Genomic DNA, 25,036 nt, shown 5'->3' with positions numbered 1-25,036 from the left:
TACCGCTTATCACAGAATTCGCAAAGATACGCCGCCGTGTTGGTCTTGCCCCCGATCTGATAATCTCTGAGCCTTCGCATTTGCAATCGTTTCAGTCGGAGTCCCCCATGGCAGCCTATTCCCCTCCCTTCACCCTGACCCACGCCATGTTGAGCCGGGTGGCGGAGATCGCAGAATTGGTGGGGCAATGGCGCTCGACGCAGAGCTCGCAAGTCCCCATGCTGCGCCGGGAAAACCGGATCCGCACCATCCAGGCATCCCTGGCTATCGAGCACAACACCCTGAGCCTGGATCAAGTCACGGCAGTGATCGACGGCAAACCTGTACTGGGATTGCCCCGTGAGATCCAGGAGGTGCGCAATGCGTTTGCCGCTTATGAAGCAATGTCGGCTTGGGCCCCTACCTCTTCTGCAGATTTGCTCAGGGCCCATGGACGTTTGATGCACGGGTTATGCGATGACGCAGGGCAATGGCGTAGCAGTGGGGTCGGCATCTATCGAGGTGAGCAATTAGTGCATATGGCTCCCCCCGCGACTCAGGTTCCGCGTCTGATGGAGCAACTGATGCAATGGTTGGCAGAAACAGAGGCCCATCCCTTGATCGCCTCTTGTGCCTTGCACTACGAGTTGGAGTTTATTCACCCCTTTTCCGATGGAAATGGTCGTATGGGACGCTTGTGGCAAACGGTGATCTTGAGCCGTTGGCAACCAGTGATGGCCTTCCTGCCGGTGGAAGCGATCATCAAAGAGCGCCAAGAGCACTACTACCACCAATTAAGTCAGGCCGACAGGCTGAGTGACTGCACCGATTTTATTCTGTTTCTGCTAGAGGCGCTGCGAGATGCGTTGGCCGAAGCGATTACCGCACAGCCGACATCTCAGCCCACCCCGCCAGAAAAAGTGAGGGTAGAAACGCCGGTAGAAATGAAGGTAGAAATGCGGGCAAAAACACCGGATGCAGTGTTGGCGCTCTTAGCGAGCGAGCCTGCCCTGACCCTGACACAAGTAGCCGAGCGAATAGGCAAATCGACCAGCACGGTGGAGCGAGCAGCTGCCGCATTGGTTAAAGCGGGGCGATTGCGCTTTGTTGGTCCGCGCAAGGGTGGGCATTGGGAAGTGTTGTCATAGGACTGCTTGCTAAGGCCACCGAGTGAGTTGCTACAGCCGCCCAGCTTCCGGCTCGCATCAGTAAACATATAACCAGCCAAGTAAACCCAAGCGCAACGAACCCCATTTGCGCACAAAGGAGGCGCAGTAACTCTCTGTTTTATCTCACTAACACCACAAGGTGTAAGATCTCCATTGGGGATAATCAGATACTGTGATACTTACCCCACATCCCAATGGATAGACTCCTATAGGTCAGCTAACCTGACCTCACCACATTCCCCAAAAGACGCATGAAATGGAACTCTCGTCGCTCGCGGTATCTGTTCTGGCAACTTCTGGCTTGTTCTTGGGCCCGATATTCTTATCAGTTGGGATCATCTTGCTAATAAGAAAGAGGCTTCGCTCACATAGGGTCAGCCCGTTGACCGCCGACCTGCTCAGGCCAGCGGGTCACACCCTGCAACAGCAAGAGTTATTGTCAAATGTGGTGTATGGAGTCAGGCGGCGTTCCTGTCTGACTCTTCCTGCATCTGTATTCCGTCCTTGAACTTCACGTTGTTTACCACCAACGTCAGCAGCGCAAATCCCTTGAGCCGCTTCCAGTTCTTTTGGGCCGACTCCAGCAGCTTATAAACCATCGCCAGCGTGGTCTCCCGTGAACCACAGTTTCTCGCTCGCTTGGTGCGTAACCGGACCGTCGAAAACGTTGACTCTATCGGGTTAGTCGTCCGGATACTGACCCAGTGCTCCGCCGGAAAATCATAGAACGCCAGCAGTTCATCCCGGTCTTTAACCAGTTTATCCATGGCCCCTGGATACTTCGCTTCAAAACGGGTCAGGGTGCGATCAAACGCCTTGTGAGCATCCTCTCTCGTCTCGGCCATCCAGATATCATGCAGCGCCTCCTTGACCTTGGGCTGTACCGACTTGGGCAGCACCGACAAGACATTCGCTGTCTTGTGAACCCAGCAGCGCTGATGGGCTGTGTCCGGGTAGCACTTGGCCAGCGCCTTCCAAAAGCCCAGTGCCCCATCCCCGATGGCCAGCTTGGGACTGAGGGTGAGCCCTCTGCCTCGCAGTCCCATCAGCACCTCCGTCCAGCTTGTCTCTGACTCCCGGTGACCATCCTCCACCGCAACCAGCTCCTTGCGCCCGTGCTCGGTCACCCCGATGATGACCAGCAAACAGAGTCGGTCATCCATGCGCACGTTGCTGTATATCCCGTCGGCCCACCAGTAGACATAGCGAGACTTGGTCAGGTCTCGTTGTCGCCACCGCTGGTGCTCATCAATCCAACCTTGCTTGAGCCGGCAGACGGTGTTGGCTGACAGCCCCTTGGCCTGGTCGCCGAGCAGCGCACAGAGGGCCTCCTGATAGTCCCCACTGGATATCCCCTTGAGGTAGAGCCACGGCAACAGCTCCTCGATACTGCGGGAGCGCTTGAGATAGGGCGGCAGCAGGGTGCTGGTGAAGTTGATACCGGAGCCGCTGCGGTCGCGTACCTTGGGCACTTTGATTTCAACGTCTCCGATGCCGGTTTGGATAGTCCGCTGGGGCAGATACCCGTTGCGCACTACCGCCTGGCGGCCATCAGGGAGTCGCAACTCTCGATGCTGCTCAAGCATGATGGCGAGCTCCGCCTCCACAGCGTGTGCAATCAGGTCCCTGGCTCCGGCGCGTAGCAGCTCGGTGAGCATGTCGCCGGGCTTGCCTTCTGGTTGTGGCAGGACAGTGAGGGTAGAATGTTTCATGGCGTATCCGCTCTGTTGATTGAGATTCTTGCAGGAATCAATCAGCAGGATACGCCACTCCTTCTATCCCTCCGTACACCAGAAATCACCATAACTCCAACAGCAAATCCAAGACCTACAGATAGACCTCTTTTCCCAAATGCTATTCACGCCATTGACCATGATGATGATCGGGTTCTACCTCTTGTTACAGAGCTACATCGATAAGAAGGCTATGAGCACGACTGTGATGCTGACTTCTGGGGTAGTCATGCTGGGTCTCTTTATCTATGGCACAACCAAAACTTACAAAATGGCCAACAAGGTTCAACACCTCAAGCTGGGTTACTCCTGTGAACTGGCAGTGGGCCAGGAGCTGGACCAAATCGTTAGGCCCCAACAGCACCCCTATCGGGTTTACCGAGTTATTGTCAAATGTGGTGTATGGAGTCAGGCGGCGTTCCTGTCTGACTCTTCCTGCATCTGTATTCCGTCCTTGAACTTCACGTTGTTTACCACCAACGTCAGCAGCGCAAATCCCTTGAGCCGCTTCCAGTTCTTTTGGGCCGACTCCAGCAGCTTATAAACCATCGCCAGCGTGGTCTCCCGTGAACCACAGTTTCTCGCTCGCTTGGTGCGTAACCGGACCGTCGAAAACGTTGACTCTATCGGGTTAGTCGTCCGGATACTGACCCAGTGCTCCGCCGGAAAATCATAGAACGCCAGCAGTTCATCCCGGTCTTTAACCAGTTTATCCATGGCCCCTGGATACTTCGCTTCAAAACGGGTCAGGGTGCGATCAAACGCCTTGTGAGCATCCTCTCTCGTCTCGGCCATCCAGATATCATGCAGCGCCTCCTTGACCTTGGGCTGTACCGACTTGGGCAGCACCGACAAGACATTCGCTGTCTTGTGAACCCAGCAGCGCTGATGGGCTGTGTCCGGGTAGCACTTGGCCAGCGCCTTCCAAAAGCCCAGTGCCCCATCCCCGATGGCCAGCTTGGGACTGAGGGTGAGCCCTCTGCCTCGCAGTCCCATCAGCACCTCCGTCCAGCTTGTCTCTGACTCCCGGTGACCATCCTCCACCGCAACCAGCTCCTTGCGCCCGTGCTCGGTCACCCCGATGATGACCAGCAAACAGAGCCGGTCATCCATGCGCACGTTGCTGTATATCCCGTCGGCCCACCAGTAGACATAGCGAGACTTGGTCAGGTCTCGTTGTCGCCACCGCTGGTGCTCATCAATCCAACCTTGCTTGAGCCGGCAGACGGTGTTGGCTGACAGCCCCTTGGCCTGGTCGCCGAGCAGCGCACAGAGGGCCTCCTGATAGTCCCCACTGGATATCCCCTTGAGGTAGAGCCACGGCAACAGCTCCTCGATACTGCGGGAGCGCTTGAGATAGGGCGGCAGCAGGGTGCTGGTGAAGTTGATACCGGAGCCGCTGCGGTCGCGTACCTTGGGCACTTTGATTTCAACGTCTCCGATGCCGGTTTGGATAGTCCGCTGGGGCAGATACCCGTTGCGCACTACCGCCTGGCGGCCATCAGGGAGTCGCAACTCTCGATGCTGCTCAAGCATGATGGCGAGCTCCGCCTCCACAGCGTGTGCAATCAGGTCCCTGGCTCCGGCGCGTAGCAGCTCGGTGAGCATGTCGCCGGGCTTGCCTTCTGGTTGTGGCAGGACAGTGAGGGTAGAATGTTTCATGGCGTATCCGCTCTGTTGATTGAGATTCTTGCAGGAATCAATCAGCAGGATACGCCACTCCTTCTATCCCTCCGTACACCAGAAATCACCATAACTCGGGTTTACCACGATATCCCGTTTGATGGATTCAATGTCGACCATTTGATCATCTGCCCTAACGGGGTCTTTGTCATCGAGACTAAAGGTCGCTCCAAACCCATCAACAATGGAGAAAAACAGTTCAAGGTTCGGGTCGAAAATGATGCGCTTCACTTCCCAAACCATGTTGAAAAAGCGCCGCTCGAACAGGTCCGCCGTAACGTCACCACTGTGCGTAACTGGCTCAACAGTGCAACTGGGACCGAAGTCCCGGTAGGTGGCGTTCTGGTTCTACCTGGCTGGTTTGTGGATTTACGCCAGAAGATCACCTTCCCCTACATCGTCAGTGCCGCTGCACTCCCCAAACAACTCCCCCAATTTAGAGCTGGCTCACTCGAACTGGCCCAGATCCAGGCCATCGCGCACCAGGTAGAGCAAAAAGTACGGGACGTTGCCAAGGCTGGCTAAGAGATCTTCATTGCCGACTGATACGCCATCAGTCAGCAAACTTATCCCTCCCCCCCTTGAATGCCCCTCAGATTGAAGCTCTTGGGGTATAGAGGAATACAGGGGGATTCGCAGCGATGAATTTGAAGCCACCCATTGCGGGTAAAAAGCCAGCGGCGCTATTGTACTAATTCTTTTTTTGCACAAGGAGTGTGCTCGATGTCTATCTCGCCCACATGTACAGGATCTTTAGCTACAACCAATTGAAATAGATAGAAAAAAGGCTTCGTTTGTGATCTGATTTAATCGCAAAAAAAAACCGACACGCCCGAAGCCATGACTATTATCAATGCAACCCAGTACCTCAAGCAACGAGTTATGGTGATTTCTGGTGTACGGAGGGATAGAAGGAGTGGCGTATCCTGCTGATTGATTCCTGCAAGAATCTCAATCAACAGAGCGGATACGCCATGAAACATTCTACCCTCACTGTCCTGCCACAACCAGAAGGCAAGCCCGGCGACATGCTCACCGAGCTGCTACGCGCCGGAGCCAGGGACCTGATTGCACACGCTGTGGAGGCGGAGCTCGCCATCATGCTTGAGCAGCATCGAGAGTTGCGACTCCCTGATGGCCGCCAGGCGGTAGTGCGCAACGGGTATCTGCCCCAGCGGACTATCCAAACCGGCATCGGAGACGTTGAAATCAAAGTGCCCAAGGTACGCGACCGCAGCGGCTCCGGTATCAACTTCACCAGCACCCTGCTGCCGCCCTATCTCAAGCGCTCCCGCAGTATCGAGGAGCTGTTGCCGTGGCTCTACCTCAAGGGGATATCCAGTGGGGACTATCAGGAGGCCCTCTGTGCGCTGCTCGGCGACCAGGCCAAGGGGCTGTCAGCCAACACCGTCTGCCGGCTCAAGCAAGGTTGGATTGATGAGCACCAGCGGTGGCGACAACGAGACCTGACCAAGTCTCGCTATGTCTACTGGTGGGCCGACGGGATACAGCAACGTGCGCATGGATGACCGGCTCTGTTTGCTGGTCATCATCGGGGTGACCGAGCACGGGCGCAAGGAGCTGGTTGCGGTGGAGGATGGTCACCGGGAGTCAGAGACAAGCTGGACGGAGGTGCTGATGGGACTGCGAGGCAGAGGGCTCACCCTCAGTCCCAAGCTGGCCATCGGGGATGGGGCACTGGGCTTTTGGAAGGCGCTGGCCAAGTGCTACCCGGACACAGCCCATCAGCGCTGCTGGGTTCACAAGACAGCGAATGTCTTGTCGGTGCTGCCCAAGTCGGTACAGCCCAAGGTCAAGGAGGCGCTGCATGATATCTGGATGGCCGAGACGAGAGAGGATGCTCACAAGGCGTTTGATCGCACCCTGACCCGTTTTGAAGCGAAGTATCCAGGGGCCATGGATAAACTGGTTAAAGACCGGGATGAACTGCTGGCGTTCTATGATTTTCCGGCGGAGCACTGGGTCAGTATCCGGACGACTAACCCGATAGAGTCAACGTTTTCGACGGTCCGGTTACGCACCAAGCGAGCGAGAAACTGTGGTTCACGGGAGACCACGCTGGCGATGGTTTATAAGCTGCTGGAGTCGGCCCAAAAGAACTGGAAGCGGCTCAAGGGATTTGCGCTGCTGACGTTGGTGGTAAACAACGTGAAGTTCAAGGACGGAATACAGATGCAGGAAGAGTCAGACAGGAACGCCGCCTGACTCCATACACCACATTTGACAATAACTCCTAACTAAGTGGCGTCAGGCCAAGGCGTAACTGACATTATTGCTAGCAAACCGAGAGTGAATCGCAACCCGTTACAGCTGGGAAGTGTCTACATCACTGGTGGCGATTCACCCCACATCAACCAACTCTCTACATGAGGAGTCACCATGCCACATAAAACCCCGCTGCTCTCTGCTTTGACCTGTGCCGTCAGTCTCATTGCCTCACCCGCCATTGCCGCAAATACGGGCTTTAAAACCCTGACTGTCGGCCTACCCATCACCACGCTCCAAGCGGTCAACGATGGTCTGATACGCTACGACTGGCGCAGTGACATTGATGAAGAATTTCGCGGCAAACCCAAGGCAGGCGAGGGATTCTTAGGACGACCAACTACGGGTGAGTATTACTATGCAGTCTACCAACATAAAGTGTTCTCCTTCGGCGGTACCCAGGCATCGTACCAAGACGACTCCGTTGCTTCTGTCAGACAGGCTAAGGCAGACTTTGAGGAATTAGTCAGTCAGGCGACCAATACCTTGAAAGTCAAGCCAGTGATCATCCGCACAGTGAAGGATAAATCGGTACCGTTTTTTGAATGTGTAACCGACAGCATGTGTGGTAATTACAGCGCAACCTACACCATTGGTGCCAACGAGGTCTCGATCAAATTGATGCAAGACCGTGATGCAGAGAACGGTGGCCGCCAGCTCAACGCGGGAATGCGCGAGATCCTTAAGTAAAATGCTGCTTCTGAATCGCCCCGGCTTCGCTAGACACTTTTGAGCCGTTCGGAATATTGCTTCTCACACTCTTCTGGCGGATCCACACCAACACAATGATGGGATACCGCCAGCAGAAGCCGAAAAGCGGCTTAACTATGTGTCCGGATTTAGTTGACCACTACAAAATGACTTTGAAAGTTATCATTGCGATACCTAGGCTGCATTTCGTTTTCGTTGAGATTCATTGCTTAACGCCGCCTGTAATTGTTTCTGAAGCGCGGCCACGTTGACCTGAACCTCTCGCATTGTGCGCTTTGGCTCGGCGCAATGATACAGACATAACAGCGCCAGGGAGCCAACCAGGGGGATAATCACATAACAATGCTGGAGCAGAACGGCGTTAACCGGGTAGACGAACTCCTGTAACCGGATGATGAACTCCAACCCCAGCGAAAATGCTCTGCCGCTATTGAGGGTAGTTGCCGCGGAGAAGGTCTGATATGCCTTGGCTTCGACCAGGGGATTAGCTGCATAATACAGAGCCGACACCCCCGTTGAGACCAGGGCTATAGCTGCGGTCATGGCTTTCAAGGTGCGAGCCTTGCTCTGCTCATCGAGCAAACTGCGGAAGATCAAGGTGGTGAGCTTCATCATGTGGCCAAACCCCCCGAGCAGCGACAACAGCAGGGCCAGCGGAACAACTACCAGGGTCTTGACCGCGGAATCGGCCTTCTCAGCCAGCGGTCCCGGCCCCACGAATCGAGCGGTGGACGAATCCACCTGCGCTTGTAGCCTGGCGATGATGCTGTTTGCTATTGGGCGGTACACCTGGCGCTCGATGTCAGCAAACTCCGTCACAAGCGGGATCCGCCTAATTCCGTCTACTCCCAGCTGCTCGCGCACCGCGGCCTGTACCGGTTTGAGCAGCATGAACGATTCGATTGTCACGTAGCGACTGGGATTGCTGATCCCCATCGAGTCGCCCAGAGCCTTCCAGGTGTCACGATAGGCTTTCTGCCGCACCACAGCCTCGAAAGTCTTGCGATCGGTAGGGCGCCAGTTATTCGGCACTGGCACCCCAGCCTCGCGCACCTTTTGACGTACCTGGGCAAATTTAGAGGACGGGGAGTTATGGTGATTTCTGGTGTACGGAGGGATAGAAGGAGTGGCGTATCCTGCTGATTGATTCCTGCAAGAATCTCAATCAACAGAGCGGATACGCCATGAAACATTCTACCCTCACTGTCCTGCCACAACCAGAAGGCAAGCCCGGCGACATGCTCACCGAGCTGCTACGCGCCGGAGCCAGGGACCTGATTGCACACGCTGTGGAGGCGGAGCTCGCCATCATGCTTGAGCAGCATCGAGAGTTGCGACTCCCTGATGGCCGCCAGGCGGTAGTGCGCAACGGGTATCTGCCCCAGCGGACTATCCAAACCGGCATCGGAGACGTTGAAATCAAAGTGCCCAAGGTACGCGACCGCAGCGGCTCCGGTATCAACTTCACCAGCACCCTGCTGCCGCCCTATCTCAAGCGCTCCCGCAGTATCGAGGAGCTGTTGCCGTGGCTCTACCTCAAGGGGATATCCAGTGGGGACTATCAGGAGGCCCTCTGTGCGCTGCTCGGCGACCAGGCCAAGGGGCTGTCAGCCAACACCGTCTGCCGGCTCAAGCAAGGTTGGATTGATGAGCACCAGCGGTGGCGACAACGAGACCTGACCAAGTCTCGCTATGTCTACTGGTGGGCCGACGGGATATACAGCAACGTGCGCATGGATGACCGGCTCTGTTTGCTGGTCATCATCGGGGTGACCGAGCACGGGCGCAAGGAGCTGGTTGCGGTGGAGGATGGTCACCGGGAGTCAGAGACAAGCTGGACGGAGGTGCTGATGGGACTGCGAGGCAGAGGGCTCACCCTCAGTCCCAAGCTGGCCATCGGGGATGGGGCACTGGGCTTTTGGAAGGCGCTGGCCAAGTGCTACCCGGACACAGCCCATCAGCGCTGCTGGGTTCACAAGACAGCGAATGTCTTGTCGGTGCTGCCCAAGTCGGTACAGCCCAAGGTCAAGGAGGCGCTGCATGATATCTGGATGGCCGAGACGAGAGAGGATGCTCACAAGGCGTTTGATCGCACCCTGACCCGTTTTGAAGCGAAGTATCCAGGGGCCATGGATAAACTGGTTAAAGACCGGGATGAACTGCTGGCGTTCTATGATTTTCCGGCGGAGCACTGGGTCAGTATCCGGACGACTAACCCGATAGAGTCAACGTTTTCGACGGTCCGGTTACGCACCAAGCGAGCGAGAAACTGTGGTTCACGGGAGACCACGCTGGCGATGGTTTATAAGCTGCTGGAGTCGGCCCAAAAGAACTGGAAGCGGCTCAAGGGATTTGCGCTGCTGACGTTGGTGGTAAACAACGTGAAGTTCAAGGACGGAATACAGATGCAGGAAGAGTCAGACAGGAACGCCGCCTGACTCCATACACCACATTTGACAATAACTCAATGGCTGCCCAACCAACGTGGATGACTGTAAGTCAGCCAAACGCGCCAAGCTGGTCGGGCAGAGTGTACCGGTGACGACGCGCACCGTCCGCCTGGTGCGGGTGATCCTGCAAGAGTGCCCAGGGATAGAGCTGGGGGTGCATATTCCGGCCGATCATGAACACCAATTCCGATTCAACGTGAACACCATTTCCGGACCAATGTGAACGCTCATTCCGGTTCAACCTGAACACTTCGCCCCTCCTTTCCGGAAACAGTGTTCAACATCCCGGAATCACTGTTCACATTCACCGGAATCATCCTTAACGCATTGATTTAAAAACCTTTGATACGCTCTCCCTTTTGCCAGGGAAGAGCCTATGTCTGCCAAGAGGATTGCAATGCGTAAAATTCGTGAAGTGCTGCGACTGCGGCTGGAAGCTGACCTCTCTGTTCGCCAAATCAGTATCTGTACCAAGGTCAGTGTCGGCTCCATCCAGAAACTCCTCAAAAGTGCCCAGGCGCTCGGCCTTACCTGGCCCTTACCTACCGAGCTTGATGATGGCCGACTGGCTGCCCTGTTCTATCCGCAGGCCGATACCACCATCTCGGCCCGCCATGTTGTGCCGGATTGGCCCTCTGTCCATCAGGAGCTCAAGCGCAAGGGGGTCTCCAAACAGCTGCTCTGGGAGGAGTACACCCAGCGCTATCCCAATAGCTGTTACAGCTACTCCCAGTTCTGTGACCGTTACAAGTCCTGGTGTCAGTTGCAAAAGCGCTCCATGCGCCAGATCCACAAGGCGGGGGAAAAGCTCTTTATCGACTACTGCGGGCCCACGGTGCCCATCGTGTCGCCGACTACGGGTGAGGTCCGTCAGGCACAAGTCTTTGTCGCCGTGCTCGGTGCGTCCAACTACACCTTTGCCGAGGCCACCTGGTCCCAGTCACTGCCGGACTGGCTGCAAAGCCATGTCCGTGCCTTTGAGTTTTTCGGCGGGACACCGGTACTGCTGATCCCCGACAACCTCAAGAGCGGTGTCAGCAAGGCTTGCCGATACGATCCCGAGCTCAACCCCAGCTACCAGCAGTTGGCCGAGCACTATCAGGTGGCGGTGATGCCAGCTCGCCCTTACAAGCCTAAGGACAAAGCCAAGGCCGAGGTGGGTGTGCAGATCGTCGAGCGCTGGATCCTGGCTCGTCTACGCCATCAGACCTTCTTCTCGCTTGCCGAGCTAAACCAGTGCATCCGGGCTTTGTTGAATGAGCTCAACGAGCGCCCGTTCAAGCAGCTGCCCGGTAACCGACGCGAGGCGTTTGAGCAGTTGGACCGCCCGGCACTGGGGTCACTACCGGTGCATCCCTATCGCTATGTCGCCATCAAAACGGTCAAGGTCAACATCGACTATCACGTCAGTTATGAGCAGCACCATTACTCGGTGCCGCACCAGTATGTGGGTCAGCAACTGGAGCTCCATGCGGGCGATACCCTGCTTCAGGTCTATCACCAGCAACAGCTGGTCGCGAGCCATCCGCGTAAAACCATCCCGGGGATGAGCACACTCCCTGAGCACATGCCGGAACGTCACAGCAAGCAGCAACGCTGGACGCCAGGGCGTCTTAAGCAGTGGGCTGCCGACATCGGACCGGGCACCTTGTGCTGGGTTAGCGAACGGCTGGCAGAGAAAGCCCATGCCGAGCAGGCATACCGACTCTGCCTGGGACTGCTGAGTCTTAGCCGGGAGTATCCGCCATCACGAGTCGAAGGCTGTTGCCAGCTGGCCAACCGGGAAGGACTGGTGCGGCTCAAGCAGCTCAAGTCGGTGCTGACCAGTGGCCGCGACCAACTGCCCGCAAGTCCGCTCAGTTATCCAGAACTGCCGCAAGAGCACGAGAACATCCGCGGCCCCCAGAGCTTCCACTAACGAGGAAAAAACCCATGACCCAACAAACGCTGACCCGCTTGAGACACCTGAAACTGACTGGCATGGCGGATGCCGTGCAACAACAACTGGAACAGGCAAGTACCTACGAAGGGCTGCCCTTCATCGAGCGGCTAAGCCTGCTGGTCGAACACGAACAACTGAGCCGGGAGCAGCGTAAACAAGCTCGGCTGGTCAAGCAGGCGAGGCTCAAACTCCAGGCCACGGTGCAAGAGGTGGACTACCAGTCTGCACGCAACCTGGAGCGGTCACAGGTGGCAAACCTGGCCCAAGGAGAGTGGCTGCGCCGGGGCCAGAACCTGCTCATTACCGGCCCCTGTGGCTGCGGAAAAACCTACCTAGCCTGTGCGCTGGGCTACCAAGCCTGTCAGCAGGGGCACAGCACTCGTTACTACCGGCTGCCGCGTCTGCTACTTGAGCTGAGCCAGGCCAAGGTAGATGGCAGTTACGCCAGACTGCTGGGTCAACTGGCAAGGATAGAGCTGCTGATCCTGGATGACTGGGGACTGGAAGCGGTGAATGCCGAGCAGCGCAACGCCCTGCTGGAGATCATGGATGATCGGTACGGGAAATACTCGACGGTCGTGGTCAGTCAGCTGCCAACGGAAGAGTGGTACGCGAGCTTGGGGGACAACACTCTGGCAGATGCGATCCTGGACCGGCTGATGCACAACGCTCACCGGCTGTCACTGAAGGGAGAATCGATGAGAAAGAGGAGAAGTGAGTTGACCCAATCTGAACACTCGAGTTAGAAACGGGGTGACGTGAGCGCGTTAAGGATCAGGGTGTTCACGTTGGCCGGAATGGCTGTTCAACTTCGCCGGAATACGCAGGGGGCACTGTTCAAGCCCGAGGACATGCCACAGCTCCAAGAAAGGCTGAACAACGTCAAGGCAGGGATGGCGCAAATCACGCAGAATGCGCCGAGTCATGAAGTGATAACCGACTGATTGATATAGCAATATCTGGTTGGTGTAATAAGGCGATTGGGGGAGCAACCATTATGTTGCTTCCCCTTCTCTTTTTACTAGCAATGTGATGATGCCGAAGCGCACCAGAAGAAGCACCAGAGTCGATTTAGACGACCGATAGCCTGACAGTGTGACCCGTTAGCATGAATCGTCACTGGGCCGGGTGTGTCGACTATCTTGAATCTCATATGAACCAGCGAAGTAGGATTTCATGTATAGCAAATGGAGATGGCCAGCCTTGAAGGTTGCTAGATGGGGAGGGATTACCCGGGCAAGACGCCATTTTTTGCGGCTGTAACACTCATCAAGGAGGAGCATTCTATCAGCATGATAGATGACGGTGGTTGAGGGGCGATGGTAATCAGGATGTGTTTTTTGCTATTACCCATGCAGCTATAGCACTTACAGCTACCGCCCCCCAATGGTTCATTATTTGAAAAAGTAAGCTTCGATACTTCTCTCTATTTCTGGCATCCCAAAAATACAACCATGCTACATAAGCATTTTCAAAAACTGATGAATACTCAAGCAAACTATCAACCCTTTGAAATATTAGATACTGCTTAATAGACTTAAGCATCCTCTTTTTTGTTAATTCATTGGGGTCTTTACAGCTATAAATAATAAGACTCCTGCTTTCCAAAAGCTTGTCATCGTTTTTAGCTGGCATGAGGATAATATCAAAACTTCCTATTGCTGACGTTGTTATCGATAAGGCTGCTCCAACTTCCTTTCTTCTGACGAAGTTAGTTGATCTCTCGTCCTTGGTAATGACCATATTTCCTGTAAACCTGAGAGGATGGCTCACCTGTACGCAGTCGTAACCAATATATCTTTTGTCGGAGAAATCACTATTAAGGTCGTTATCTATATAAAACTCTCTGCCATTAATATTAAATCCAGCAAAAGCTTCACGGAATATCACTTCAATTTCTTGCTTCTTGATATTCCAATTGATCGTAGCGTAACGACGAAGCCTCTCAGCTTTCTCCCGTTTTATTTTCTCTCTCTCGATAACTGACTTCACACTTCCTCCTTAGGTACATAACACCACTTTAAAAGGCCGAAAAAGCGTGGCTTTTGAGGACCCAGAGAGCGCAGAGAACTCTTTGTTATGCATATCTATCTACTTCATACATAAAGTTATTGTGTTGAAGCAAAGGAATGTAATCAAATTCCTCTCCCTCGCCTTCCTTCCAAATTACATATTGGCAACCATCAAAATCATCTAGAGTAGCTAAACCTTTATATACCAGCGTAGGTACAATAGTTAGATCCAGAACGGTCATATTTGAGAATGTTAGCCACACATGAAGCTCTAGGCTCTCATCAGGACAGAAGCCTTTTGCTATTGTCTTTTTTATCGATGACTTTGAAACCTTATAAATATCCCTATTCCTGAACTTCACATTCCCAACAGTTATTGCAACAGGAACTAAATCTCCTATGGGCTGTGACATCCAGTTTTCATAAAACTGCTGAGATACACTATGACATAAGTTTTCAAGGCTCTGGGGTGAGTTCTCTATAAATCTTTGCGCAGTATTACCAAGATTTTGTTCTAAAAAATAATTAAGATCCTTATCAAGCAGCCGACTTTTAATTACACTAGCAACCTCTTCATAGTTAAGGTTAGCTCGCTTGTGTTCCATGTCGAATTCTTCCAAAAACCTGATCGAATCAACAAATTTATTCAGATAGCTCATTGTTTTATCCATGATGAAGCATAACGTAACGTTAAGTGGTGAGCAACGCAACCACCGAACCTAAGCCATTAGGCTGTAAACACTAAAGCTGATTCAAACTCAACATGCCAAGCGTTGTGCATCCGTTTTAAACGCGTTATTATGTGCGTGGTCATTGAATGTGATGAACAATTAGAGAACGACCATTAGCCTGTAGTTTTGGTATGATTTCATATTGCCCTTTAATTTCAAATTTATAGTCCCATCGACCTACCTTCTTTTCATAAGATTTAGCATCAATCAAACCTTGAGGCAAATGTTCGACTACACCAGCTTTAACTAGTTGAATGCAGAAACCTTCATGTGCCTCTTCTGATTCAACAATTCGTTCAACCTTTGCTAAATCAGCCAGCATATCCATACAATCTTCTTTGCTTGCACCTTTAAAATACTTTAATTCTATTACTATAGTTTTTGATTCTGTCTGGATATGTAAATCAACTCTACTTCTCCGGTTTTCAGTGGAACTGCCATGCAAGCGATAGGATTGGTAGTCACTTTGCAAAGTGTGTTCAAACCGAATAATTGCCTCTGGTAAGGCTTTATATAGTTCACCGAATAACACGGACTGAAAATCAACCTCCCTATCAATAGGGTAAGGGTTGTCAATTCTTAGCATTGAGCTATCTAACGCTTCCAATACTGCCTTTTTCACTGCAACTCCTAATTTAACTAGTTGAGTACATAACGCGTGCCATCACCGGGAGGAATGGAGCGCAGCGTAATTCCTGTCCGAGTGCATGGCATTGTTAGCCCCTTTTTAGCTCCTTCGGAAGGAACGCATCGATTTCAGCATCCGAAAACGTCATATCTTCGAGTTGCTGTAGAGCTTCCTGAGCCTTCTTGTAAGCTTCATACGTAGTACTCGGCGCGCCCGAGTAGACGGCGTGCAACTGCTCTAGAAGTACGTCCCGTTCCGTTTGAAGTGATTCAAGAGGCTTTTCGCCCATACGTAGGTCTGTAATCAGAGAGAGATACTTCTCCCTAATAATCCACAGATCGGCACCAGCCTGCCGATGTTTCTGGGCGAGTTCGCCCAAGTCGTAGTTCTTTGTGTAGGCGTTCAAGACCAGCAGCACCGTTGAGATGACGATGCCGACAAGCGCACCAATATCACCAGCCCCGAATACAGCAGCAATAAATCCACCGGTCGTTAAGGCTGACAATATGATTTGCCAAAGCTTAACTGTGGAAAGTCGTTTCAGAAGAATATCCGCGCACTTCTCATGGGTCTTGTGGGAATACACAACACGCCCAAAACATTCGCGCAATTGACCTTCCAAGATTGCTCGCGAATCTGGCGTATCACTAGTCTGGGAATGAGGTTCCAAATATATCTCTCCACTTCTGTTTTGCCGACCACTCCTGTTTCGGATTAGCTGTCTCGTGCCCTATTGCCTCGACTGCGATGTTGTAGCACCGCGTCGCCTTCCATTGAAACAGAGTTATTGTCAAATGTGGTGTATGGAGTCAGGCGGCGTTCCTGTCTGACTCTTCCTGCATCTGTATTCCGTCCTTGAACTTCACGTTGTTTACCACCAACGTCAGCAGCGCAAATCCCTTGAGCCGCTTCCAGTTCTTTTGGGCCGACTCCAGCAGCTTATAAACCATCGCCAGCGTGGTCTCCCGTGAACCACAGTTTCTCGCTCGCTTGGTGCGTAACCGGACCGTCGAAAACGTTGACTCTATCGGGTTAGTCGTCCGGATACTGACCCAGTGCTCCGCCGGAAAATCATAGAACGCCAGCAGTTCATCCCGGTCTTTAACCAGTTTATCCATGGCCCCTGGATACTTCGCTTCAAAACGGGTCAGGGTGCGATCAAACGCCTTGTGAGCATCCTCTCTCGTCTCGGCCATCCAGATATCATGCAGCGCCTCCTTGACCTTGGGCTGTACCGACTTGGGCAGCACCGACAAGACATTCGCTGTCTTGTGAACCCAGCAGCGCTGATGGGCTGTGTCCGGGTAGCACTTGGCCAGCGCCTTCCAAAAGCCCAGTGCCCCATCCCCGATGGCCAGCTTGGGACTGAGGGTGAGCCCTCTGCCTCGCAGTCCCATCAGCACCTCCGTCCAGCTTGTCTCTGACTCCCGGTGACCATCCTCCACCGCAACCAGCTCCTTGCGCCCGTGCTCGGTCACCCCGATGATGACCAGCAAACAGAGCCGGTCATCCATGCGCACGTTGCTGTATATCCCGTCGGCCCACCAGTAGACATAGCGAGACTTGGTCAGGTCTCGTTGTCGCCACCGCTGGTGCTCATCAATCCAACCTTGCTTGAGCCGGCAGACGGTGTTGGCTGACAGCCCCTTGGCCTGGTCGCCGAGCAGCGCACAGAGGGCCTCCTGATAGTCCCCACTGGATATCCCCTTGAGGTAGAGCCACGGCAACAGCTCCTCGATACTGCGGGAGCGCTTGAGATAGGGCGGCAGCAGGGTGCTGGTGAAGTTGATACCGGAGCCGCTGCGGTCGCGTACCTTGGGCACTTTGATTTCAACGTCTCCGATGCCGGTTTGGATAGTCCGCTGGGGCAGATACCCGTTGCGCACTACCGCCTGGCGGCCATCAGGGAGTCGCAACTCTCGATGCTGCTCAAGCATGATGGCGAGCTCCGCCTCCACAGCGTGTGCAATCAGGTCCCTGGCTCCGGCGCGTAGCAGCTCGGTGAGCATGTCGCCGGGCTTGCCTTCTGGTTGTGGCAGGACAGTGAGGGTAGAATGTTTCATGGCGTATCCGCTCTGTTGATTGAGATTCTTGCAGGAATCAATCAGCAGGATACGCCACTCCTTCTATCCCTCCGTACACCAGAAATCACCATAACTCATTGAAACATGCCTTTCCCGTAAACGTATTGACCGCTGCCTGGCGCCTTCCAGTACTCTTGATCTTTGTCTTGGTCTGCCATAAAGCGGAAAAAATCGCGACACATGTAATCGTAATACAGGAACGATTTGTCTTTGTACTGCCAAGTATCGATGAACTGGTACGCTAGCGTATCAAGAAGTAGCCCCCCGATCGGGACGTCCCATTTTCGTTTCCACGCACGCATCATCCGGCATAGGGGGACCAAGTTCCCGTTGCAGGCTGCATTTCGCGTCCTTATGGCGGTGATTTCTGGTTTTGGGTTTGTGACTCTCCAACGGCCACCATTGTTCGCATCGGGATAAGTGAAACTATCGTCTTTATTGATAAATGCAGGCACTACCTCGAAGGTGATGCCATCTGTGAACGGCACAAGGATGACCTGTCCGTCGCCCCGTATGCTTGTGGTCGCGTATGTCTTTTCTATGGACTTCTTGACTGCTTGGAGTAAGGCGGATTGGCCGTTTCCGGTATGGCCGTCGTACTGTCGGTAAACTTCATAAGGCAACTGGAAAATCATATCCAGGTCGCTGATGCCATGGATTGCCGTATTTCTCCCATAAGAGCCGACGTATAGACTGTGGGCAGTCTCCGAGGTTGTGGTCCAATAATCCGTGTTCAGTCGCCGGGTAATGGCCTTGTACCTCGTTGAGATTGTCCCCCCGTCTTGGACGCGGAGATTTTCACAGAATGTGCTGAACCAGTCAGCTAAGCCCATACGCTCTCCTTGGCTAACAGTGATTAGATGGAAGGTGGCACTAATCCGTTAGCAGCGCCTTCCATCTAACTCCGCCCTAATTTCATCACTGTAAAGTAAAAATTTAAATTAAATCATAGCATTACCAGCAACCTTTGGGTGGCTTAACGTATTCACTTGCCCCCCTTCTTTTTGCGCTATCATTACCACTGTATAAAAAGTCAGTTGATAAGTCATGGATGCGCTGCCAAACCACACCAGTGTGAACAGATGCATAAGAGCCCTACCATACCAGTAGATTGAAACATTTAACATTTGCCATCATCACAGAATGGGCGATTACTCGACGACACTTGATTTGCTTTGCGCAAAACGCACTCGTTGCGCCAGACACTATGCACATAACCTTATGATATTTAATGGAAATAATGCTTGGTGGAATAACACTATTGGGGGATACACACATATCTGTCTTTTCACTCCTCGTTGATGACAAAAAAACAAGCCTCCCTGCCACAGGCCGAGGGATACTTGTTTTGGGGGGGATGGTGGCAGAGAGGGATACCTTAAACCGACGAAGGATGGACTAACCTACTGAGCCGCCGACCGGTTTCGAGTAGGGTTAGTCCATGGCTCCTTGCCCTGCATGGAAAGGTGAACACAGCAGCACCACTGCCAGAACCAAACCGCCGCTGGTTCCTGTTCCTCTCCTGTCCGGTGCGACGGTTACGCAGCCACTGAGACGGTAAACACGCCCATCTGGTAGTAACTGACGAAGTTCGACTCCCACATCGTATAGAGCTCCCTGGCCGACGCTGGTCCCATCTGGCCGTAACGGAGCAGGTAGTATTCTTCGCTCAAAAAGTTGAAGTCGATCTCTTTGACCAACTCCGCCATATCCTCCGGCCCCTGATAGCTAAAGTCCGTCACGTAATCGAACTGCCACTGGTCTTTACGCTTTAGCAGCCGTATTTCTACCGGATGAAACCCGCCACGAACCGGGCCGTAATCCGGGTCTCGGAAGTTGAAGACCAGACTGGATTTTCCCTTCAGCACCATTCCAGATCTAACCAGTTCCTGATCCAGAATACTCATCAATGCCTGACTGGCAGGCAGGGCAAAATCGCCCGCAAATGGGATCGTCATAATCACCTCAGATTGGTTGTTTGGGGGGCTCCCCCTTGGACAGGTGAGTGCTATGCAGGGGTTATTCGATGGTAGAAGTTACGGTACAGAGCTCATTGGTTAGCGAACCCAAGCGCTCAAGGTAATCAGGCACCAGTTCGTGCAGCATCGGATTGCCGTCTGCCTTCTGGACCAACTTCAGCCCGTCCGAGCGCAGAATGGCTGATAAGAATCCGGCGTTATTGGCACTGCCACCTTTAAACAGTCGCTTCATAACGCTGGATTTAAACGGCTTGTCTGCGGGCAAGGAGCGCAACACATCGTCAATCGCCGACAGCGCAATCCACTCCTTGCTATGCAGACCCCCACCCTGATTGCCGGTGATTTTCAGGAACAGCTCGCCACTCTCTTCATGACGACTAGATTGGCCCCTTGAAGATCCAGACACTTCGCCCCTCTTAACTTAAGAGGTAGTCTTGGAGCTATGTTCAGTACTAGTCACAACGAGAAGATGGTCGAAGTGTTAACAGGGGCCGAGCGCCGTCGACGCCGGACTCCACAAGAAAAGATCGCCATCGTGCAGCAGACCTTTGAGCCCGGGATGACCGTCTCTCATGTTGCTCGCTTGCACGACGTCAACGCAAACCAGCTTTTCAAATGGCGTAAGCAATTCCAAGAAGGGTCTCTCACGGCGATCACCGCCGGTGAGGATGTTGTTCCTGCTTCCGAGTTGGCTGCTGCCATCAAGCAGATCCGAGAGCTTCAGCGTCTGCTCGGGAAGAAGACCATGGAGAACGAGATCCTCAAAGAAGCCGTGGAGTATGGTCGAGCAAAAAAATGGATTGCGCATGCGCCCTTGTTGCCGGGGGACGACGATTAAGTGCTGTGAGCCAGGCTCTTAATGTATCGCGTGCGCAGCTATCCGTTCGTGTTCATCGAAAACCGGGTTGGCAAGATGGTCGTCATCATCGCCAGCGTGATGATGCAGCCTTACTTGGCCGTATCATGGAGGCGATGGCAGAGCTTCCCTCCTATGGCTATCGCCGGGTCTGGGCGCTGTTACGGCGTCAGTCTGAGGCAACAGAACAACCTGTGGTAAACGCTAAGCGGGTATATCGCGTCATGCGCGAGCATGGCTTGCTGCTGGAAAGAAAACCAGCTGCACCATTGGCCCAGCAGGCACATAAGGGGTGTGTTGCCGTCAAGGAGAGCAATCGACGGTGGTGCTCAGATGGCTTCGAGTTTCGCTGCGATAACGGTGAAAAACTACGAGTCACGTTCGCCATGGACTGCTGCGATAGGGAGGCGTTGGACTGGGCGGCCAGTACCGGGGGTTACGACAGTGACACTGTGCAAGATGTCATGCTGAGGTCTGTCGAACGTCGCTTTGGGGATTCGTTGCCGGCATCACCGGTGGAGTGGCTGACTGATAATGGCTCGGCGTATCGCGCCCATGAGACCCGCGCGTTTGCACGAGAAATCGGGTTGGAGCCCAGAACGACAGCAGTGAGAAGCCCACAGAGTAACGGTATAGCGGAGAGCTTCGTGAAGACGATGAAGCGAGACTATATCGAGATGATGCCAAAACCGGATAGCCGAACAGCGGTAGGCAATTTGGCTATTGCGTTTGAGCATTATAACGAGCACCACCCGCACAGCGCCTTGGGATACCGTTCACCACGGGAATTTCTGCGCAGTCGGGTATCACAACCCTAAGCGGGAAAAAGTGTCTGGATCTATGGGGTCAAATCCAACGACCGATGGCATAGAAAATCAGCCCTTCTGATCGGGCACTGAGTTTCTCGGCGGTATGGTTGAGCAAGGTGTGTATGGGTGCAGGGCAGCCGGGCACGGAGTCTGCGGTGTCGCCGGGTCCAGACCTGGCCTTGTCGGCTTCAGCCGCAAGGGCTGGCAAGAGAGGCTCGGCGCAGCCGCTTGCTCCGGATGTGAGTGGGGGCTCTGTGGTTGGCGCGGTGTCGGGAGTGTTTGATGCTGCTGCCGTGTTACTGACAGATTTAGGGGTCTCTTCAACGCGGTTTTTACGGGGTCTTGTCATGATAGTTTCCTTACAACGTCATTAGATAACTGGAGATTGCGATCTCCAGTTCATCGCTAGATGGGTCATAGATAAAGGGTCATAGAAAACGCGATAGCGTGACAGGACCGACTCCATCACTGTCACAGTGATCTCATTCGGTCTTTCGCAGATTGGCGGTGGTGCGACTTAACCGGCAGTGCGGCTAATGCTGAGGTAATGACCGATAAATCATCCAGATAACCGGCAAATGGAATGGGATCGGGTACTACGTCGAACGGGTTTACCAGATAAGCCAGCGCACCGATGATGAGCGCATAGCACCAGACCGGCAGATCGCCATCCGTGAGCAGGACATACAACAGCACGGCCTTCTCCAGCAGCTCTTTAATCCCCTTGATCTCTTTTAATTTGCGCATGATCTCGCTATGACTGGGATTACTCATGGTGCATCGCCTCCAGGGTGGGAAGCAGCGGTGCATCTGAGTGGATCAGCAGGTAAATCCCCGCCCCCTCATCGTTGAGAATGGCCAGCAGCAGGCGCCAATCTTCGGATATGGCGAATTCTTGCTCCGGGTAACGCAAGCCGAACATCACCTGATTCTGGGTATGCTGTGGTAAGACCTGAAACTCGCTGACCGAATCCCCCTGCTCGATAATGACCAGACTGCAACCAGTCGTGTCCCAGAATGCCCTCGCCTCCTCTACTGATGAAAAGGGCTCGATAATTTGCTCCATGACCGAGACATGGAGTGCCGGGTAGGCCGCGAGCAATGTTTCCTCCGGCCATTCCATACAAGTTTTCATCGTGTTTCTCTCCAACAAAAAGGCCCTTAAGCTCAGATGAACTTAAGGGCCTGGGAACTGTGAAATGTGGACCAACAGCCGATGTGGCAGCGCTGTCTGGTTATTAATATCTGTTTATAAACAATACCTTTTCGGTCACTCCGCCTGGATCATATGCGAGAGACCTTCGCTGATATTGCGACTGCGCTCAGAAGTCAGCTTTGCATACCGCTGGGAGGATTGAATGCTGGCGTGGGCCAATTGCGCCTTGACGTCATACAGGCTGTATTGCCCGGAAGAGACCAAGGCACTGGCGACCGAATGGCGAGCTGTATGGAAGCAGACCTCATCGCGGTCTTCGATACCGGCTTTCTGCAACACCCGTTCATAGGCACATCTGGGTTCACCGATGGGCTTGCCCTGACAGCGAATATGCTGGCTCGCGAACACATAGGGATTACCGGCTATTCTGGGGAGCTTCTCCAGAATATCGAGAGCCAATGTGCTCAGGTAAATGATCCGGCTCTTGCCATTCTTGGTCAGGGGTACGAACAGCGTCTTATCCTCCCAGTTCACATGTTCCCATTTAGCGAGTAACACCTCTGATTTTCTTGCCCCCGTCAGGTAGAGCATCGCGATGAAGCTGCCTGCGGCCTGATTGCGATCCTGCAATGCCACCTCAATGACCCGTTTCATCTCTTCAATCGATAGGAAGCGCGTCCTGGCATTGTCCTCCTTCAACAGCTTGATCTTGGCCGCCTCGTTGGTGTCCAGAATGCCCCAGCGCACCGCATAGCTGCCCATGGTCTTTAACTGGGCCAACACCCGGTTGGCGGTACTCGGTGCATAGGCCGTCTGCTGAGGGTTGTTGGGGTGAACCATCTCCGATTGCAACTGCAGGACATCCATCGCCTTGAGTTGCCGGTAACGCATGGCACCAAAGCGTGGTTCTATGTTGTGTTTGAACCGCTGAATGTCGCTGTTGATCGACCGTTTGCCGATGGTCTTGAGGTGCGGCAAAAAGGTCTGCCAGAAGAACTCCGAAAGGGTGGGCTCAGTTTTGTAGCTATCCCGCTCTGCTACCGGGTCGATACCGTCTGCCAGCATCGCCTTGTACTTGCGGGCAATGGTCCTGGCTTGGCTCACATCGATATCGCCGAATCGCCCCAGAGCGATGCTGCGCTTCTTCCCCTGGAGGGTATAGCGCAGTAGGAAACGCTTACTGCCTTGGCTTTTTCCTGACAAGAGTTTTAAGCCGATGACCTCTGTATCGGAGAACTCCAGTTCAGTAGCGCCAGCCTCTCGTTGTTGTGCGGGCAAAGCCTTGATGGCTGCATTGGTAAAGCGAAATTTGGTCTGCATAGATACCTCCGATGATGGGTTAGAGCATGGGATTAATATCTGTTTCAAAGGGGATTCAATGCGGGTTTGGGAGGGGGTGAAGCGGAAGGGGTAACGGTGAGCGGCACTTGTGTCAGCACCAGAGACAGACCCCGGAAAGGCCCGGAGCGCAGGCTAACCACGTGTCCTTGGCTATGTTGGGGCGAAGCGCAGGTTGTTCGCAACAAGTCGCAGGAAGTAGTAAGTCGCTTAGACAAGAAATGGACAAGAAAGGAAAAGTTGGAGAGAAATCTTGGAGAGAGTTAAAAACAAAAACGACGCAATAAAGCGTCGTATCTGTTTAATCTGAAAGGCTTTTTTTCTTTAATCTTAATGGTGCCCGAGGCCGGAATCGAACCGGCACGACGCGAACGTCGAGGGATTTTAAATCCCTTGTGTCTACCGATTTCACCACTCGGGCACCGCAATCGGTATCAAGCTCGCGTGGCGGGCTTGTCAATATGGAGGCACGTTCCGGAGTCGAACCGGACTAAACGGATTTGCAATCCGCTGCATAACCGCTTTGCTAACGCGCCATGCAAAAGAGAGGAGCTCTCTATTGTCTGAATTTGGAGCGGGAAACGAGACTCGAACTCGCGACCCCGACCTTGGCAAGGTCGTGCTCTACCAACTGAGCTATTCCCGCATCGGTCTGGCTGACTGCCTGACTGTGAGAACGCATTCTAGCGATGTTCCCCGCCCAGTCAACCAAAAACATTTAATACGCTGATCGTTCGGGTGTTTTTTACCCTTGTCCCACACTTTTGCCGCTCATGGCCGTTTCTCGGCGCCAGTGGCAGAGAAACGGCCATCTTCCCGTCGGGACTAGAACCGGGAGTGGTAGCTGAGATCGCCCCAGGCGGCCTTCATGTACTGGAACATGGACCAGAAGGTGAGCACGGTGGCCACGTAGAGCAGCACATAGGCGAGCCACACCATCCAGATGTCGTATTGCCAGATGAGGCCGGTGAGCGACACCATCTGGATCATGGTCTTCCATTTGCCAATCCAGCTGACGGCCACCGAGGAGCGCTTGCCAAGCTCGGCCATCCATTCACGCAGGGCGGAGATGATGATCTCCCGGCCAATCATGGTCATGGCGGGGATGGTGACCCAGACGGTGTTGTAGTGCTCGACGATGACCACCAGGGCCGCCGCCACCATGATCTTGTCGGCCACCGGATCGAGGAAGGCGCCAAAGGCGGTGGACTGGTTCAGCTTGCGGGCAAGATAGCCGTCAAACCAGTCGGTTGCGGCCGCCAGGATAAAGACGATGGCCGCCGCCATGTAGGACCACTGATAGGGAAGGTAGAACAGGATGACGAAGACGGGGATGAGCAAAATCCGAAAGAACGTCAGCAGGTTAGGAATATTTGTCATTATTTTCAGCCACTTCTTGTATGCCGCTACATGGTAGCCCCAAGCCGATCGCGGATGCAACCGAACTGGCGCCCGCCTTGGTCCATTAATCCATCAATAACCTCAGGATG

23 protein-coding genes, 3 tRNA genes and 1 pseudogene are annotated in these 25,036 nt (G+C 53.7%); 8 read left to right on the top strand and 19 right to left on the bottom strand.

The window, feature by feature from the left end; genetic code table 11:
* The first annotated feature begins 107 nt into the window (after positions 1-107).
* A complete protein-coding gene (locus tag ACPW74_RS06095; protein WP_187364501.1) occupies positions 108-1,127 on the top strand; it encodes a Fic family protein in 1,020 nt (339 codons plus the stop codon).
* A 479-nt stretch (positions 1,128-1,606) separates the two neighbouring features.
* Here ACPW74_RS06095 and ACPW74_RS06090 read toward each other — a convergent pair whose 3' ends face one another.
* Positions 1,607-2,860: an IS256 family transposase gene (locus ACPW74_RS06090; RefSeq protein ID WP_113069873.1), complete on the bottom strand. Its 1,254-nt coding sequence runs from the start codon at positions 2,858-2,860 to the stop codon at positions 1,607-1,609.
* 429 nt (positions 2,861-3,289) lie between these two features.
* Positions 3,290-4,543: an IS256 family transposase gene (locus ACPW74_RS06085; RefSeq protein ID WP_113069873.1), complete on the bottom strand. Its 1,254-nt coding sequence runs from the start codon at positions 4,541-4,543 to the stop codon at positions 3,290-3,292.
* On the opposite strand from ACPW74_RS06085, the gene ACPW74_RS06080 reads away from it, so the two are divergent.
* The 3 genes and pseudogenes from ACPW74_RS06080 (at position 4,535) to ACPW74_RS06070 (ending at position 7,540) form a co-directional block, all read left to right on the top strand.
* Positions 4,535-5,089: a nuclease-related domain-containing protein gene (locus tag ACPW74_RS06080; protein WP_425858727.1), complete on the top strand. Its 555-nt coding sequence runs from the start codon at positions 4,535-4,537 to the stop codon at positions 5,087-5,089. The two genes, ACPW74_RS06085 and ACPW74_RS06080, sit on opposite strands and share 9 nt — an antisense overlap.
* A gap of 449 nt (positions 5,090-5,538) precedes the next feature.
* Positions 5,539-6,790: pseudogene (locus tag ACPW74_RS06075) on the top strand (IS256 family transposase).
* Between the two features lie 174 nt (positions 6,791-6,964).
* Positions 6,965-7,540, top strand: coding sequence for a hypothetical protein (locus ACPW74_RS06070; protein ID WP_025201459.1), 576 nt, complete (start codon positions 6,965-6,967; stop codon positions 7,538-7,540).
* A 195-nt stretch (positions 7,541-7,735) separates the two neighbouring features.
* Here the strand turns inward: ACPW74_RS06070 and ACPW74_RS06065 are convergent, their stop codons facing one another.
* Positions 7,736-8,593: a hypothetical protein gene (locus tag ACPW74_RS06065; protein ID WP_425858725.1), complete on the bottom strand. Its 858-nt coding sequence runs from the start codon at positions 8,591-8,593 to the stop codon at positions 7,736-7,738.
* Between the two features lie 152 nt (positions 8,594-8,745).
* Between ACPW74_RS06065 and ACPW74_RS06060 the strand changes: the two genes are divergently transcribed.
* Positions 8,746-9,999: an IS256 family transposase gene (locus ACPW74_RS06060; RefSeq protein WP_113069873.1), complete on the top strand. Its 1,254-nt coding sequence runs from the start codon at positions 8,746-8,748 to the stop codon at positions 9,997-9,999.
* A gap of 61 nt (positions 10,000-10,060) precedes the next feature.
* Here ACPW74_RS06060 and ACPW74_RS06055 read toward each other — a convergent pair whose 3' ends face one another.
* Complete coding sequence (locus tag ACPW74_RS06055; RefSeq protein WP_425858724.1) at positions 10,061-10,186, bottom strand: hypothetical protein; 126 nt, start codon at positions 10,184-10,186, stop codon at positions 10,061-10,063.
* Between the two features lie 201 nt (positions 10,187-10,387).
* Between ACPW74_RS06055 and istA the strand changes: the two genes are divergently transcribed.
* Together istA and istB are read left to right on the top strand one after the other, a co-directional pair.
* Entirely contained in the window at positions 10,388-11,929 is a 1,542-nt protein-coding gene (gene istA / locus ACPW74_RS06050) for an IS21-like element ISAs29 family transposase (RefSeq protein ID WP_111809685.1), read from the top strand.
* Positions 11,930-11,943: 14 nt separating this feature from the next.
* Complete coding sequence (gene istB, locus ACPW74_RS06045; RefSeq protein WP_000194037.1) at positions 11,944-12,699, top strand: IS21-like element ISAs29 family helper ATPase IstB; 756 nt, start codon at positions 11,944-11,946, stop codon at positions 12,697-12,699.
* Between the two features lie 580 nt (positions 12,700-13,279).
* Here the strand turns inward: istB and ACPW74_RS06040 are convergent.
* The 8 genes from ACPW74_RS06040 to ACPW74_RS06005 all read right to left on the bottom strand — a co-directional run bounded on the left by ACPW74_RS06040 (position 13,280) and on the right by ACPW74_RS06005 (position 19,793).
* Complete coding sequence (locus ACPW74_RS06040; protein WP_128272789.1) at positions 13,280-13,945, bottom strand: hypothetical protein; 666 nt, start codon at positions 13,943-13,945, stop codon at positions 13,280-13,282.
* Between the two features lie 85 nt (positions 13,946-14,030).
* Positions 14,031-14,624 (bottom strand): hypothetical protein, encoded by a 594-nt coding sequence (locus ACPW74_RS06035; RefSeq protein WP_128272792.1) that lies wholly within the window; start codon positions 14,622-14,624, stop codon positions 14,031-14,033.
* A gap of 151 nt (positions 14,625-14,775) precedes the next feature.
* Entirely contained in the window at positions 14,776-15,318 is a 543-nt protein-coding gene (locus tag ACPW74_RS06030; RefSeq protein WP_202007781.1) for a hypothetical protein, read from the bottom strand.
* A gap of 94 nt (positions 15,319-15,412) precedes the next feature.
* Entirely contained in the window at positions 15,413-15,946 is a 534-nt protein-coding gene (locus ACPW74_RS06025) for an SLATT domain-containing protein (protein WP_202007779.1), read from the bottom strand.
* A 187-nt stretch (positions 15,947-16,133) separates the two neighbouring features.
* Positions 16,134-17,387: an IS256 family transposase gene (locus ACPW74_RS06020; protein ID WP_113069873.1), complete on the bottom strand. Its 1,254-nt coding sequence runs from the start codon at positions 17,385-17,387 to the stop codon at positions 16,134-16,136.
* Positions 17,388-17,482: 95 nt separating this feature from the next.
* On the bottom strand, positions 17,483-18,241 hold the full coding sequence (locus ACPW74_RS06015; protein WP_425858722.1) for an SMODS domain-containing nucleotidyltransferase: 759 nt from the start codon (positions 18,239-18,241) through the stop codon (positions 17,483-17,485).
* Positions 18,242-18,946: 705 nt separating this feature from the next.
* Positions 18,947-19,366 (bottom strand): DUF2787 family protein, encoded by a 420-nt coding sequence (locus tag ACPW74_RS06010; RefSeq protein ID WP_202007777.1) that lies wholly within the window; start codon positions 19,364-19,366, stop codon positions 18,947-18,949.
* A 61-nt stretch (positions 19,367-19,427) separates the two neighbouring features.
* Positions 19,428-19,793 carry a hypothetical protein gene (locus tag ACPW74_RS06005; protein WP_425858720.1) on the bottom strand — a complete coding sequence of 122 codons (366 nt, stop codon included), beginning with the start codon at positions 19,791-19,793 and terminating at the stop codon, positions 19,428-19,430.
* Between the two features lie 63 nt (positions 19,794-19,856).
* Here ACPW74_RS06005 and ACPW74_RS06000 point away from each other — a divergent pair.
* Positions 19,857-21,061, top strand: a protein-coding gene (locus tag ACPW74_RS06000; protein WP_086008128.1) for an IS3 family transposase whose coding sequence is annotated in 2 segments (ribosomal slippage) — positions 19,857-20,175 and positions 20,175-21,061 — 1,206 coding nt in all. Because the reading frame shifts where the segments join, the coding sequence is not laid out codon by codon here.
* A gap of 462 nt (positions 21,062-21,523) precedes the next feature.
* Here the strand turns inward: ACPW74_RS06000 and ACPW74_RS05995 are convergent.
* The 7 genes from ACPW74_RS05995 to pgsA form a co-directional block, all read right to left on the bottom strand.
* A complete protein-coding gene (locus tag ACPW74_RS05995; RefSeq protein ID WP_182958024.1) occupies positions 21,524-21,826 on the bottom strand; it encodes a YkvA family protein in 303 nt (100 codons plus the stop codon).
* Entirely contained in the window at positions 21,819-22,175 is a 357-nt protein-coding gene (locus ACPW74_RS05990) for a hypothetical protein (protein ID WP_202007802.1), read from the bottom strand. The genes ACPW74_RS05995 and ACPW74_RS05990 overlap by 8 nt, the downstream gene beginning before the upstream one ends.
* Positions 22,176-22,322: 147 nt before the next feature.
* Positions 22,323-23,528 (bottom strand): tyrosine-type recombinase/integrase, encoded by a 1,206-nt coding sequence (locus ACPW74_RS05985; RefSeq protein ID WP_223937897.1) that lies wholly within the window; start codon positions 23,526-23,528, stop codon positions 22,323-22,325.
* 352 nt (positions 23,529-23,880) lie between these two features.
* Positions 23,881-23,967 (bottom strand) — tRNA-Leu (locus ACPW74_RS05980).
* A gap of 41 nt (positions 23,968-24,008) precedes the next feature.
* Positions 24,009-24,082 (bottom strand) — tRNA-Cys (locus ACPW74_RS05975).
* A 34-nt stretch (positions 24,083-24,116) separates the two neighbouring features.
* Positions 24,117-24,192 (bottom strand) — tRNA-Gly (locus tag ACPW74_RS05970).
* 179 nt (positions 24,193-24,371) lie between these two features.
* A complete protein-coding gene (gene pgsA / locus ACPW74_RS05965) occupies positions 24,372-24,926 on the bottom strand; it encodes a CDP-diacylglycerol--glycerol-3-phosphate 3-phosphatidyltransferase (protein ID WP_010675229.1) in 555 nt (184 codons plus the stop codon).
* Positions 24,927-25,036 lie beyond the last annotated feature (110 nt).

The organism is Aeromonas sp. INTO2, assembly GCF_049860605.1.
In the GTDB taxonomy this organism is placed as follows: domain Bacteria; phylum Pseudomonadota; class Gammaproteobacteria; order Enterobacterales; family Aeromonadaceae; genus Aeromonas; species Aeromonas caviae.
Note: the sequence above shows the minus strand (reverse complement) of the source record. Positions and strands in the feature narration are given on the sequence as shown.

Coding starts and splice junctions, on each gene's coding strand:
- ACPW74_RS06095 (WP_187364501.1), top strand. CDS start 108: ATGGCAGCCTATTCCCCTCCCTTCACCCTGACCCACGCCATGTTGAGC.
- ACPW74_RS06090 (WP_113069873.1), bottom strand. CDS start 2,860: ATGAAACATTCTACCCTCACTGTCCTGCCACAACCAGAAGGCAAGCCC.
- ACPW74_RS06080 (WP_425858727.1), top strand. CDS start 4,535: ATGTTTCATGGCGTATCCGCTCTGTTGATTGAGATTCTTGCAGGAATC.
- ACPW74_RS06085 (WP_113069873.1), bottom strand. CDS start 4,543: ATGAAACATTCTACCCTCACTGTCCTGCCACAACCAGAAGGCAAGCCC.
- ACPW74_RS06070 (WP_025201459.1), top strand. CDS start 6,965: ATGCCACATAAAACCCCGCTGCTCTCTGCTTTGACCTGTGCCGTCAGT.
- ACPW74_RS06060 (WP_113069873.1), top strand. CDS start 8,746: ATGAAACATTCTACCCTCACTGTCCTGCCACAACCAGAAGGCAAGCCC.
- ACPW74_RS06055 (WP_425858724.1), bottom strand. CDS start 10,186: ATGATCGGCCGGAATATGCACCCCCAGCTCTATCCCTGGGCACTCTTG.
- istA (WP_111809685.1), top strand. CDS start 10,388: ATGTCTGCCAAGAGGATTGCAATGCGTAAAATTCGTGAAGTGCTGCGA.
- istB (WP_000194037.1), top strand. CDS start 11,944: ATGACCCAACAAACGCTGACCCGCTTGAGACACCTGAAACTGACTGGC.
- ACPW74_RS06035 (WP_128272792.1), bottom strand. CDS start 14,624: ATGAGCTATCTGAATAAATTTGTTGATTCGATCAGGTTTTTGGAAGAA.
- ACPW74_RS06020 (WP_113069873.1), bottom strand. CDS start 17,387: ATGAAACATTCTACCCTCACTGTCCTGCCACAACCAGAAGGCAAGCCC.
- ACPW74_RS06015 (WP_425858722.1), bottom strand. CDS start 18,241: ATGGGCTTAGCTGACTGGTTCAGCACATTCTGTGAAAATCTCCGCGTC.
- ACPW74_RS06010 (WP_202007777.1), bottom strand. CDS start 19,366: ATGACGATCCCATTTGCGGGCGATTTTGCCCTGCCTGCCAGTCAGGCA.
- ACPW74_RS05995 (WP_182958024.1), bottom strand. CDS start 21,826: ATGAGTAATCCCAGTCATAGCGAGATCATGCGCAAATTAAAAGAGATC.
- ACPW74_RS05990 (WP_202007802.1), bottom strand. CDS start 22,175: ATGGAATGGCCGGAGGAAACATTGCTCGCGGCCTACCCGGCACTCCAT.
- ACPW74_RS05985 (WP_223937897.1), bottom strand. CDS start 23,528: ATGCAGACCAAATTTCGCTTTACCAATGCAGCCATCAAGGCTTTGCCC.
- pgsA (WP_010675229.1), bottom strand. CDS start 24,926: ATGACAAATATTCCTAACCTGCTGACGTTCTTTCGGATTTTGCTCATC.